Here is an 11,838-nt window from a genome sequence, read left to right as displayed (position 1 = left end):
ACGACGTTTCCTCCGACTTCTATCTGCTTGAGATCTATCGCAACAGCTCGCGGGCGATTACCACGCGCTGGATCTGGTTGGTTCCCTCGAAGATTTGAGTCAGCTTCGCGTCGCGCATCATTCGCTCGACGGGGTAGTCCATGGTGTAGCCATAGCCGCCGAAGATCTGGACGGCGTCAGTCGTCACCTTCATAGCCACATCGCTGCCGAAGCATTTCGCCATGCTGGCGAGCAGATTCAGGCGCTTCCAGTCGCCTTCATCGCCGGCCCGTGCGCATTCATAGACGAGCGCGCGCGCGGCCTCGATCTGGATCGCCATGTCTGCGAGCATGAACTGCACGCCCTGGAATTCGGAGATCGACTTTCTAAACTGCTTCCGCTCCTTGGCGTAGGCGATGCAGGCATCGAGCGCACCTTGGGCCAGGCCGACCGACTGAGCGCCGATCGTCGGGCGGTTGAGATCGAGCGCGCGCATCGAGGCACGAAAGCCCTTGCCCTCTTCCCCCACGAGGTTTTCGGCGGGCACCCGCACATTGTCGAGGAAGATCGGCGTATTGGGCGCGCCGCGAAAGCCCATCTTGCGCTCATGTCGGCCGAACGACACGCCCGGCATCTTCTTTGGCTCGATGATGAAGGCACTGATGCCGTCGGCGCCCGGCCCGTCGCCGGTCCGGGCCATCAACACGATGAACTCTGCCTCCACGCCATAGCTGCACCACTGCTTCCGGCCGTTCAGGATGTAACTGTCGCCATCCTTCTGCGCGCGCGTGTTGAGGGCGGTGACGTCGGAGCCGGCCTGCGGCTCGGAGATCGCGATAGCCGTAACCACGCCGCCCTTGGCGATGATCGGCAGGAACTTGCGGCGCTGCTCCTCCGAGCCGAAATGGAGCAGCGGCATGATGAACATGGTGTTGAGTCCGGCAATGGACGCGCAGGCGGGAGAGACCTTCGATATCTCCTCCCGCGCGATGCACATCATGGTGAGGTTGCCATTGGGGCCACCGTACGGCTCGGGTACCCAGAGCTGCATCAATCCCATCTCGCCGAACAGTTTCACCAGTTCGGTCGGGAAGCGATCAGTCTCGTCGATCTCCGCCGCGATCGGGGCCACATGTCTGGCCACCATCCGGCGGATGCTCTCCCGGAACGCGGTCTGCTCTTCGGTGAAACTCATCGCGGCATTTCCTTGCGAGAAAGCTCCAAAGAAAGAGCTTCCATTTAATGGGTGATCCATTTAATAATCATTGCCGTGATGATGAAGTCAAGACCGCAGACATCCACTCCCTCAAAGTCCGGAACATCGGGCCGACGCGACCGCCCCGCGGATAGCCGCGCCGCTGGGGCGCCAACGGCGCCGAAATTCCGGCCGATCCATACGCGTCGGGCATTCGAGGAAATCTGCGAGAGGATCAGGGAGCAGCTCGCGTTGGGCGTCCTCAGGCCGGGCGACAAACTGCCGCCGGAGCGCGACCTGGCCCAGCAGTTGGGCGTGAGCCGTAACGTCCTGCGTGAAGCTCTGCGGAGCCTGGAGATGGCCGGAGTGCTTCGGCTGCGAAAAGGCGTGAAAGGCGGCGCTTTTGTGCGCGAGGGCGATACCGGCCGCATGAATCTCGTCATGCGCGACATGCTGAGTCTGGGCACGATCTCCGTGCGCGAGCTGTCCGAAGCGCGAATTGACGTGCTGGATCTCGTGGTTCGGCTGGCCTGTGCCAACGGCAAGCCGGTCGATTTCGACGCGCTCGAGGCCAACATCGAGCGCACGGAGCTTGCGACGCAGGAGGGTCGTCTGCTCGACCGCGTCGAATGCTCGCGCGAGTTCTACAAGCTGCTTGCGGTTGCGACCGGGAACAAGGTGATCGCGATGATCCTCGATTCGGTCACCGAGATCCACATGCGGTTCGTCTATGCCAAGGTGGTGTCGAGCGGTGTCGCCATGGCGCGGTTGGTGGAGACGCGTCGAAAATTTCTGACGGCGCTCCGGGCACGAAATGCAGCGACTGCGTCACGGCTGATGCGTACCCACCTCGAGTCAGTGCAGCGCATGCTGGAACAGGATCCCGGTGCGATGTCGCTGCAGGTCGCGCTTGCCGAGATGCAGCCGGGCATGCGCCCCTGAACGAGAAGCGATGAGCCAAAACGGAGGAAACCGTGTCGATCTATGCCAAATACGAATGCCTGAAAGTCGAGGTCGCGGACAAAGTCGCGACGGTCACGCTGAACCGGCCGGAGGCGCGTAACGCCATCAATCAGAAACTGATCCGCGAACTCAGGACGATCTGGGACGATCTGGCCGACGATCACGCCGTCAACGTCGTAGTGCTCACCGGCGCCGGCGATTTCTTCAGTGTCGGCGGCGACGTCAAGGCGATGTCGGAGCGTCCCGGCGGGGACGTCCTGGAAGAGGGCGAGATCCATGATCCCATGATCAGCCGCCGCGGGGTTACCCGGCAACTCGAGCTCGACAAGCCCATCATCGCGGCGATCAACGGCGATGCCATTGGGCTGGCTGCGACCCACGCGCTGCTGTGCGATATCACGGTGATGTCCGAGGATGCCCGCATCGGCGACACGCATGTCTCCCGCGTCGGGCTGGTTGCCGGCGACGGCGGCACCGTGATCTGGCCGCTGTTGGTCGGCATCAACAAGGCCAAGGAGTTCCTGATCCGCGGCACGCTGCTCAAGGGCAGGGAGGCCGAACGGATTGGCCTGGTCAATCACGTGGTTCCTCGTGCCGACGTGCTGGGCAAGGCGCGGGAAATCGCCATTGAACTGGCGAACGGCCCGACCTGGGCGATCCGCTGGACCAAGCTGTCGATCAACCAGATCGTGAAGGATCGCGTGAACATGTTGCTGGAGGCGTCAATGGCGCTCGAGCAGGTCACATTCGAGACAGCAGATCACAAGGAGGCCACCATGTCCTTCAAGGAGAAGCGCAAGCCGAGGTTCGGTCAGGCTTAGGCTCTCGCGATGGCGGCCTCCGGCATGGAAAGCGACGACGTTGCGAGCATGCTTCGCGCATCCTTGCGCGGGCTTCTCGCAACGCATTGGCGCGCCGATCGTCTGAAGGACGGTGCGTCGCCGGACGCGATCACCGAGATCTGGGATAAGCTGGCCCAGCAGGGTGTCGCGGTTCTGGGCGCCGATCCGGAGGAGGGCGGTCTTCGCGAGATCCTGGCGGTGATGGAAGAGCTCGGCCGCGCGGCGTGTCCAGCTCCGATGTGGTCTGCCGTGCTGGCCAACCTCGTGCTGCCGGATGCATCCTCCGAGGGAGCCGAACTGCGAAAGGCGCTTCACGCTGGCGCGGCGCGCATTGTCTTCTCCTTCGGTGCGTTCGATCCCGATCCCGGTGTCGGTTCGATCACGCTTGATGGCGAGACGGCAACGGGGTCCCTCCGGTTCGTCGAGGCCGCGGGAAGCGCGACCCACCTGCTCACGCCGGTGGATGAGGCGCAGCTCGTGCTCGTCGACGTTCGGGCTCCCGGCGTCGATCGTATACCGACGCGCGCGATGGGGGCGTGGGGCAATTGGGAGCTGACGCTCGATGCGGTGCCGGCAAGACTTGTTCCTGCTGCCGAGATCAGCCTGAGCGACCTGCGATCGATCGCGCGCCTGATGCTACTGGCACGCGCCTATGGCGCCTCGCGCCGCGCGTTCGAGCTGGCAGTAGTCTATGCCGGGGAACGGCGGCAGTTCGGCCAGCCGATCGGGCGGTTTCAGGCGATCCAGCACAAGCTGGCCAACTGTCTCATCGACCTCGAAGGTGTGCGTCTCGTTCTGGACCACGCGGCAAAGCTGCGGGACGACGGCGATCTCGACTGGCCGTATTTCTCCGATTGCGCCATGGCGTTCGCAGGCCCTGCTTTGCGACGCGTTTCGCTGGAGACGCAGCACACGTTCGGCGCCATCGGCTACGCCGAAGAACACGAAGCACCACTGCATTTCAAGCGCGTCCATCTGGACACCGTAGCGCTCGGTGGCGCCGCCTATGCCAGACGAAGCCTCGCCGCCTATCTGTTCGACAATGGCGGTGCGGAGATGCCGCAATATGACCTCGGCGCCGCCGGCAACGAACTACGCGACCAGGTCAAACGATGGCTCGCGCAAAACTGGGCGGACGGCAGAAAAGCCGCCTTCGACGCCAAGCCGTTCGCCGAGCGGGAGTTCGACGCTGAATTTGCTGCCGATGTGGGCAGCACCGGCTGGATCGGCCTCGGCTGGCCGCAGCAGTTCGGCGGCCAGGCGCGTTCGCCGCTCGAGCAAATCGCCTTCATGGAAACCATGGAGCAAAACGAGGCTCCGCGTATTGGCGCCTCGATCCAGGCCAACGCCTTGATGATGTTCGGAACGTCCGAGCAACAGAAGAAATATCTGCCGGAAATTCTGCGCGGCGAGGCCATGCATGGGATGGGTTACAGCGAGCCGCAGGCAGGATCCGACCTTGCGGCACTGCGGACCAGCGCGGTCCGCGATGGCGACCATTGGGTCATCAACGGTCAGAAGATCTGGACCACGACCTGGTGGGGCAAATACATGTTCCTGGCGGCGCGAACCGACAAGAGCGCCAAGCCTCATGCCGGCATCAGCATGTTCATCGTGCCGATGAACACGCCCGGGATCACGATCCGGCCGGCCACCACCATGTACGATGGAACGTTCGCCAACATCTTCTACGACGATGTTCGCGTGCCCCTGGAGAACCTCGTCGGCGCTGAAAACGATGGCTGGAAAGTCCTGACCGGTGCGCTCGCTTTCGAGCGAGGGCTGGTCGGCGGCGGCATCGTGCTGAAAGTCGCGCATGCCTTTGAACAACTGCGCCAGCACGTCATCGCCCGGCAGGAGTTGAGCGGGGATCCGATCATTCGGGACCGCATGGCGGCGTTCGCGTGCGAAATCGAGATCGGGCGCCAACTGATGATGCATTGCGCTCACCTCGCCGCCGGCGGCATCACTCCGCCGGAGTATGGCGCGATCAGCAAGGTCTTTTCCAGCGAGCTGATGGAACGCTTTGGCGAAGCCGCGCTCGACATCCTCGGCATGCACGCCACGCTGTCCGAACAGATGCCGGGTGCCATCGACAACGGCCGGTTCGAGCAAAACCTGCGTCATTCCCTGATGTGGGTGATCAGCATCGGAACGAACGAAATTCAGCGCAGCCTGATTGCGCAGCGTGCGCTTGGCTTACCTCGATAGGAACGGATGATGCAGGGACAATCGTTGAGGCAACCACTCGAGGGCGTTCGCGTGCTGGACTTCTCCATCATGCTCGCCGGACCCTATTGCGCTCGGCTGCTGGCAGATGTCGGCGCCGAAGTGATCAAGATCGAGCCGCCGGAAGGCGAGGAGATGCGTCTGCGCGCGCCCCTTCGCGACGGCCAAAGCGCCTATTTCGGTCAGCTCAACGCGGGCAAGAAGAGCATTGCACTGGACCTCAAATCGTCCGAGGCGATCAGGCTCGTGCATCGCATGGTCGAAAGCACAGATATTCTGGTTGAGAATTTCCGCCCCGGCGTCATGGAGCGCCTCGGTCTCGGCTATGAGGCGCTTCGCAAGATCAACCCCCGTTTGATCTATTGCTCGATATCCGGCTACGGCCAGACCGGTCCGCAGTCGGAACGACCGGCCTATGCGATGATCGTTCAAGCCGAGAGCGGCTTCGACCGCGCGCTGATGCGATACGCCGGTGATCGCGACCGGCCGGCGGCCGGAGCAGTGTTCGTTGCCGACATTCTCGGCGGCGTTTTCGGCTTCTCGGCGATTCAAACGGCGATGGTGCAACGGGAGCGTACGGGAGCAGGGCAGCACGTCGATGTCGTTCTGATGGACTGCATGCTGAACCTCATGGTGTATGAGCTGCAGGAAGCGCAATTCTCGGCGCCGGTGGCACGGCCGACCTATGGCCCCGTGCGCGCCAAGGACGGCGACGTCCTGATCGCGCCGGTATCGGCGCGCAATTTTGCGGCGCTTCGCGACCTGACGCGCCTGCCGGAGCTCTCGTCCGACCCTCGTTTCACTTCGGTCGCAGCGCGTGGCGCGAACTGGAGCGCGATGATGCAGGTCGTCGAGCGGTGGACGATGCAGCACACGGTGGATGAGTGCCTGGCAGCGCTCGATCGCGCCGGCATTCCAAGCGCCCGCTTTCGCGATCCCGCGGAAACGCTGGATGATGCGGATTTGTCTGCCCGCGGCGTCTTCGCGCCGATCGCCGACCTCGCAGGCGAGTTCAAGGGCGTCAACGCGCCGTGGCGGATGTCGGGCGCGCGGACTGGAATCGGCCGCGACATCCCCGCCATCGGCGAGCACCGGGACGAGATTCTGACGCGCGTGCTCGGCCTGTCCGAAAACGACCTCGAGCAGGCCGCTGCCGCCGGCGCATTTGGAAAGGGTGGAGCGTCACCGTGATTTGATGCTGCCAGCCGCGAATTTTCTACCGCAAGATAATCAAAAAATATCGTGGGAGGATCGACATGAAGGGACTACGTGTTCTGGCTTTCATATTCGGAGCGGCGATGCTCGTCGCGCCCGCCGTAGCGGACAATTATCCATCGCGTCCGATCCGGCTCATCGTGCCATATCCCGCCGGCGGTTCGACCGACATCATGGCGCGTGCACTGCAGGAGCCGATGACGAAGATCCTCGGCCAGCCGATCGTCATCGATAATCGCGGCGGGGCGGCCGGCACGACCGGTTCCAACGAAGCGGCTCGATCGGATGCCGACGGTTATACGCTTCTGTTTGCCAACAACGGCCCGATCTCGATCGCGCCGTTGCTGCAAAAGGGCATCGATTTCGATCCGCTGAAGAGCTTTGCGCCGGTGTCGCTGGTTTCCACAGCGCCGCTGGTCCTGGTGGCAAGCGAAAAGGTACCCGTGAACGACGTCGCCGGGCTGCTTGCCTATGCCAAGGCGCAGAGCAAGCCGATGTTGTATGCATCCGCCGGGCCAGGTTCGCTCGGGCATCTGAGCACAGAGCGCTTCCTCAATCAGGCAGGTCTGCAAATGGTCCACGTCCCATATCGGGGCCAGGCGCCGACGACGCTTGCGATCTTTACCGGCGAGGTCGACATTCTGCTCACCACCACTTCCGATACGCTGAACGAGCACATCCGCTCCGGCAAGGTGAAGCTGCTCGGCGTTTCCTCGCCCGGTCCTTCGCCGGTCGCTCCCGGTGCGGCATCCATCGGCACCGCCTTGAAGGGCTATTCGGTCGAAACGTGGTTCGGCATTCTCGCCCCTGCGGGCACTCCGCCTGATGTTGTGGCCAAGCTCAACGCCGCGCTTGGCACGGTGCTGGCGATGCCGCAAATACGGGAGCGCTTCCTCTCCTATGGCGTCGAGGCCAAGGCCAGCACCCCTGCCGAGTTGCGCGCCCTGATCGCCGTAGAGATCCCGTCCTGGCGCAAGGTGATCGAGGAACGCAACGTCAAGACCGAATAGCGGAGTACGGTGCTAGTCGAGCGTGATGTTGGCCTCCTTCACCACCTTCGCCCACTTGTCGACATCGGCGCGGATGGTGGCCGCGAAAGCTTCCGGCGTTGAGCTCTTCGGTTCGACGCCGAGCTTTTTGAGAGCCTCTTGCACCGACGGCGTTGCGACCGCGCGCGTGATTGCGTCGTTCAGCCTGGCCACGATCTCGGACGGGGTGCCGGCAGGCGCGAGGATGCCAAACCACACTACGACCTGAAATCCAGGAAGCGCCTCGTTGATGGTCGGCGTGTCCGGAAACAGCGGCGAGCGCTCCGCCGTGCTGATGCCGAGCGATTTGAGCATGCCGGCCTGGACCTGGCCCATGCCCTCGAGCGGCGTGATGAAGTAGACCGAAACCTGGCCCGCGAGCGTATCGTTCGTTGCCGGTGCGCCCCCACGATACGGAATGTGTTGCATTTCAATGCCGGCCTGACGGCGAAACAGCTCCGCCGTGACATGGGAGGCCGATCCTTGCCCGACCGATGCATAGGTGAGCGCGTTGGGATCCTTCTTGCCGCGCGCGATGAGATCGGTGACGCTGCTGATCCCGGTCGACGGCGCCGTTACCAGCAGGAACGGCACGTCGACGACCTTCGAGATCGGCACGAAATCGCGGACGGGATCGTAGGCGAGCTTCTTGTAGAGGCTCGCGTTCAGCGCGTTCGGCCCGAGATTGCCGAATACGATCGTGTATCCATCCGGCGTTGCCCGAGCCGCTTCTGTCGTGCCGATGATGCCTCCGGCACCCGACTTGTTGTCGATGATGACCGGCTTGCCAAGGATTTCGGTGAGGGGTTGCAGGATCGCCCGCGCGAGGATGTCGGTGGAGCCGCCCGCCGGATAAGGCACGATCATGCGGATCGCACGCTCCGGATACCCCTCGGCCAGAACGGGGGCCACAAACAGGAACGACAGCAGCAAAACCAGCGCGCGCATCAGCGTTCTCCCCTCGACGGACGCTCTATGGCGCCTCGGAAATATATTTCGTACGTATACGTATCGTATCGGCCGAAGGATTACAACAGCCGTGGCCAGACAAGCGGGGGTCTGGCCGCGGCTGCGGGACTCAGGCGCCGGGCTCGGGAGGGGGAGACTTTGCGATCGTCAGCATGCAACGCAGGAAATGCGCGCGGTCGTCCTGGCTCAGGGGAGCAAGCATGAGATCCTGCAGCCGGGCGGCGGCTGGAACCACGGCCATCAGGGCGCTGGTGCCCTTGGCCGTGATCTGGACCTGGATGGAACGGCGATCGCCGGGATGGCTCTTCTTGGAGATCAACCTGCGTGCGGTCATCCGCTTCAGCATTTCGCTCAGCGTATTCCGGTCGCAACTGATGCGTTCTGCAAGGGCCGACGCCGTCATCGGCCCCTCCTGCAGCAGCGCCATCAGCACGCCGAACTGGCGGGGGGTGATGTCGCTCTGCCGCGTTACGCTCTGGTAGAGTCCGTCATACTTGGCCTCGAGCAAGCGCAGCAGAAATCCGATGCCGCTTTCCAGCCTCCACTGATGGGCCAGCACGGCCGCCGGATCTCCAGCTTCGTCCTTCTTGACCGACATCGCGCTCGTTCCCCGGCTGCTCCAGTGCAAGAAGCCGTTAGCAGCTTGGGCGTGGTCTCTCAACCGCCGGTCAAACGGGGATTTGTCCCGTCCGCATCCGAACGGTTGCCAGGACGACAACGATATGATACGTATACGTATTAAATGGCGGCTCGAACAAGAGGGCCCCAAGGGAGGCCCTGCGTTGGATCTGCGCGCTCTGTTGTCGATTCCTTATCTGCTCGAGGCGGAAGCCGTCGAGACCGAGCCCGAAGAATGGCTCGTCCGTCTCGCTTATCCGGAGCTTCCCGGCTGCACCGCGGAAGGCGTCGTCGTTGAAGACGTGCTGAAGGATCTGGAACGTCAGCGGATCGAAATGATCGTCAGGCTGGTCGAGGACGGAAAGCTGCCGCCGATTCCGCGACGGCCGCTGGCTTCATCCGACCCGTTATGGACGGCGCGCGATCTCGGATTGTCCGATCGGGTCACAGCCTTGCTGGACGCGCGAACGACCCAAAATCGAACCTGACAAAAACGATCGAGGAGAAAATCATGCTCTCGCACGAGGACAACGAGCGGCTGGTAAGAGTTGGCAAGGGCACTCCGCTGGGGGAGTTGTTCCGGCTCTACTGGATTCCGTTTCTGCCGTCCGCCGATCTGGCGCGCGATGGACAGCCGAAGCGCATCCGACTGCTCGGCGAGGATCTGGTGGCTTTTCGCGACACCGAGGGCCGCGTTGGTCTGGTCGACCAGGCCTGTCCGCACCGGGGCGCGCCGATGGTCTTCGCTCGCAATGAGGATTGCGGCCTGCGCTGCGTCTATCACGGCTGGAAGTTCGACGTCACGGGCGCGGTGACGGACATGCCGGCCGAACCGGTCCGCAGCCGGCTCAAGGAGCGGGTGCGCATCAAGGCCTATGCCTGCCGCGAGCGCAACGGAATGATCTGGGCCTATCTCGGGCCGGATCAGGCCGCGCCTCCGCCGCTGCCGAATGTCGAGTGGAATCTTGTCCCCGAGGAGCAGGTCCACATCTCGGTGCGGGTTCAGGAGTGCAACTGGCTGCAGGCCGTCGAGGGCGAGATCGATTCCGCGCACGCGCCGTTGCTTCACGGCCGTCTCGACGCGCAGGGCACCACCAGCGCCTGGATCCAAAAGCGCGACCTCCGCCCGACCTTCGAATGCGTCAAGCAGGATTTCGGCATGAGCATTGCGGCACGCCGGAACTACGACGCGAATACGCTTTACTGGCGCGTCAATCAGTTCATGCTGCCGTTCTACACGCTCGTTCCGCCGCTATCGCCGTTTCCCGATCTGAGCGGTCACGCCTGGGTGCCGATCGACGACGAGAACACGCTCTGCATCATGTTCTCCTATCATCCCTCGCAGCCGCTGCTGCCCAAGACGCGCGAGGTCTTCGCGGAAGGGCACAAGGGCCGGGAGAGCGGCCACGCCAGCCACCACGCGCTGGTCAAGCAGCCGGTGACGGTGCCATACGCCGACTATTGGACGAAGTACAATCCGCAGAACGGATATCAGTTCGACTACGAGGCACAGCGGACGACGTGGTTCTCCGGTCTCCCCGGTCTTTGGGTCCAGGACGGGGCGTGCCAGAGCGGGGTATCGCCGGTCGCCGACCGCACCAGGGAGAATTTGTGTTCCAGCGATACCGGCATCGCGATGACCAGGCGGTTCATTCTGGAAGCACTCGGCGCCTATCGCGACCACGGCACCCGGCCGAAGGGTGTCGCCGATCCGGACGTGTTCATGGTCCGGGCGGTGTCCTTGCGGCTGCCGCCCGAGGACTCCTGGATCGATTCCGGCGCGCCTTTCATGCGGGCGAAGCTCGGGGCGGATTTCGGTTACGAGCTTTGAGCGCTACGACATGGCCGGCGACCTGCAGGAACTGCGAGTGAAGCGCATCGGCTATGAGGCCGAGAGCATCAATTCCTATGAGCTGGTGCTTCCGGCAGGAGGCGACCTCGCCCCCTTCACCGCCGGCAGCCACATCGATCTGCATCTGAACAACGGCATGATCCGCAGCTATTCGCTCGTCAACGATCAGAGTGAACGGCATCGCTACGTCATTGCCGTCAACAGGGATGCTGCCGGGCGCGGCGGCTCGAGCTTCGTCCACGACAGCTTCAAGGCCGGCGATATCATTACGGTCTCCATGCCGCGGAACAATTTTGCGCTGCGCGAGGATGCGGAATCGTCGCTGCTGATCGCAGGCGGCGTCGGCATCACGCCGCTGGCGTCGATGATCCGGCGCCTGCAAGCGCTGAGGCGACCGTGGAAACTGTTCTATGCGGCAAGGACGCGGCGGGCCGCAGCATTTCTCGACGAACTCGGCGCGATCGGCCCGGACGCACAGCTCAATGTCCACTTTGACGATGAGCATGGCGGGCGGCCCCTCGATCTTGCCACCATCGTCGGACATGCGCCGGCCAGCACGCATCTCTATTGCTGCGGCCCGGTGCCGATGCTGGAAGCCTTCGAGAAGGCCACCACCGGCCGTCCGGTGGGGCATGTCCACGTCGAGTATTTCCAGGCCAAGCAGGCGCCTGCCGTCGACGGCGGATTTGAAGTCAGGCTGGCGCGCAGCAATCGCACGATCGCGGTCGAGCCGGGCAGGACCATTCTGAATGCCCTCCTCGATGCCGGCGTCATGGCCAATTACTCCTGTTCGGAAGGCGTTTGCGGGACCTGCGAAACGCGAGTGATCGAGGGAATTCCCGATCACCGCGACCTGTTCCTCAGCCCGGAAGAGCAGGCGGCGAACAAGACCATCATGATCTGCTGCTCTGGATCGAAGTCCGGCACGCTGGTGCTGGATCTTTGACC

At 63.3% G+C, this 11,838-nt stretch carries 11 protein-coding genes; 8 read left to right on the top strand and 3 right to left on the bottom strand.

The genetic code is table 11. The annotated features are described in order from the left end of the window. Positions 1-34 precede the first annotated feature (34 nt). Positions 35-1,174, bottom strand: a complete 1,140-nt coding sequence (locus tag K410_RS0127735; protein WP_028137895.1) for an acyl-CoA dehydrogenase family protein — start codon at positions 1,172-1,174, stop codon at positions 35-37. Positions 1,175-1,252: 78 nt separating this feature from the next. Here K410_RS0127735 and K410_RS37365 point away from each other — a divergent pair, with 78 nt between their 5' ends. The 5 genes from K410_RS37365 (at position 1,253) to K410_RS0127710 (ending at position 7,433) form a co-directional block, all read left to right on the top strand. After that, the gene (locus K410_RS37365; RefSeq protein ID WP_080672262.1) at positions 1,253-2,116 is read left to right on the top strand and encodes a FadR/GntR family transcriptional regulator; all 864 of its coding nucleotides are present in this window, start codon (positions 1,253-1,255) and stop codon (positions 2,114-2,116) included. A 32-nt stretch (positions 2,117-2,148) separates the two neighbouring features. Further along, positions 2,149-2,958: an enoyl-CoA hydratase/isomerase family protein gene (locus tag K410_RS0127725; RefSeq protein ID WP_028137894.1), complete on the top strand. Its 810-nt coding sequence runs from the start codon at positions 2,149-2,151 to the stop codon at positions 2,956-2,958. A 222-nt stretch (positions 2,959-3,180) separates the two neighbouring features. Beyond that, complete coding sequence (locus K410_RS0127720) at positions 3,181-5,190, top strand: acyl-CoA dehydrogenase family protein (RefSeq protein ID WP_245269553.1); 2,010 nt, start codon at positions 3,181-3,183, stop codon at positions 5,188-5,190. Between the two features lie 24 nt (positions 5,191-5,214). Continuing rightward, positions 5,215-6,399 (top strand): CaiB/BaiF CoA transferase family protein, encoded by a 1,185-nt coding sequence (locus tag K410_RS0127715; protein WP_245269552.1) that lies wholly within the window; start codon positions 5,215-5,217, stop codon positions 6,397-6,399. 65 nt (positions 6,400-6,464) lie between these two features. Continuing rightward, positions 6,465-7,433, top strand: coding sequence for a Bug family tripartite tricarboxylate transporter substrate binding protein (locus K410_RS0127710; protein ID WP_028137891.1), 969 nt, complete (start codon positions 6,465-6,467; stop codon positions 7,431-7,433). A 12-nt stretch (positions 7,434-7,445) separates the two neighbouring features. Here K410_RS0127710 and K410_RS0127705 read toward each other — a convergent pair whose 3' ends face one another. Continuing rightward, positions 7,446-8,399 (bottom strand): Bug family tripartite tricarboxylate transporter substrate binding protein, encoded by a 954-nt coding sequence (locus K410_RS0127705; protein ID WP_049820351.1) that lies wholly within the window; start codon positions 8,397-8,399, stop codon positions 7,446-7,448. A 130-nt stretch (positions 8,400-8,529) separates the two neighbouring features. Continuing rightward, positions 8,530-9,018 carry a MarR family winged helix-turn-helix transcriptional regulator gene (locus K410_RS0127700; protein ID WP_028137889.1) on the bottom strand — a complete coding sequence of 163 codons (489 nt, stop codon included), beginning with the start codon at positions 9,016-9,018 and terminating at the stop codon, positions 8,530-8,532. Here K410_RS0127700 and K410_RS41070 point away from each other — a divergent pair. Genes K410_RS41070 through K410_RS0127685 form a run of 3 tightly spaced genes read left to right on the top strand, consistent with a single transcriptional unit; the run spans position 9,008 to position 11,836 of the window. Further along, positions 9,008-9,526, top strand: a complete 519-nt coding sequence (locus K410_RS41070) for a hypothetical protein (protein WP_245269550.1) — start codon at positions 9,008-9,010, stop codon at positions 9,524-9,526. The two genes, K410_RS0127700 and K410_RS41070, sit on opposite strands and share 11 nt — an antisense overlap. 23 nt (positions 9,527-9,549) lie before the next feature. Beyond that, complete coding sequence (locus tag K410_RS0127690; protein WP_028137887.1) at positions 9,550-10,869, top strand: Rieske 2Fe-2S domain-containing protein; 1,320 nt, start codon at positions 9,550-9,552, stop codon at positions 10,867-10,869. A 10-nt stretch (positions 10,870-10,879) separates the two neighbouring features. After that, complete coding sequence (locus K410_RS0127685; protein WP_028137886.1) at positions 10,880-11,836, top strand: PDR/VanB family oxidoreductase; 957 nt, start codon at positions 10,880-10,882, stop codon at positions 11,834-11,836. Positions 11,837-11,838: the final 2 nt, after the last annotated feature.

Source organism: Bradyrhizobium sp. 22 (assembly GCF_000482425.1).
GTDB classification, from domain to species: domain Bacteria; phylum Pseudomonadota; class Alphaproteobacteria; order Rhizobiales; family Xanthobacteraceae; genus Bradyrhizobium; species Bradyrhizobium japonicum_B.
This window is presented reverse-complemented; position numbering and strand designations above follow the sequence as displayed.